At 44.6% G+C, this 424-nt stretch carries 2 protein-coding genes; both read left to right on the top strand.

The annotated features are described in order from the left end of the window. On the top strand, nt 1-190 hold a 190-nt coding region (locus tag ACGF49_RS24920; protein WP_387493439.1), incomplete at its 5' end, for a hypothetical protein. Nucleotides 191-230: 40 nt separating this feature from the next. Next, a partial coding sequence (locus ACGF49_RS24915; RefSeq protein WP_387493441.1) for a hypothetical protein occupies nt 231-424 on the top strand: 194 nt, incomplete at its 3' end.

Here is a 424-nt window from a genome sequence, read left to right as displayed (position 1 = left end):
ATTAGGGATTATTTTTAGCCTGTTATCCATACAAATAACAGGCTGCCCAAAGTCAGTGATTGAATTTAACTTGATGCTTGAAAAAGTGACCTCAACCCTTTTGCGACACCCCCTATGCGGGTGGAAATCAAGGGTTATACCAAGAAAAACACCTTTCCGTTACGATATAGTCGGTAATATGCCCTTATAGGGCTAGAGCAAACCACCCGCTATGCGGGTGGCTCAGATTATTGACAAAGTGCTGGTTTTTTATCCGGCATTTTGTTTTAATTAAGTTCCGTTCACTCAACGGAGCTTGCCACCATGTTAAGATCCCCCCTCTCCAGACTTTCCCGCCAGAAACGCTCTCGCTTGACGAGCTGGTCCCTAAAAATCATTTGGTCCGTCAAGTCGATGCTGCCATTGATTTCGAATTTATCCGCGA

It is taken from the genome of Photorhabdus sp. RM96S, from assembly GCF_042879335.1.
Lineage (GTDB): Bacteria > Pseudomonadota > Gammaproteobacteria > Enterobacterales > Enterobacteriaceae > Photorhabdus > Photorhabdus kayaii.
Note: the sequence above shows the minus strand (reverse complement) of the source record. Positions and strands in the feature narration are given on the sequence as shown.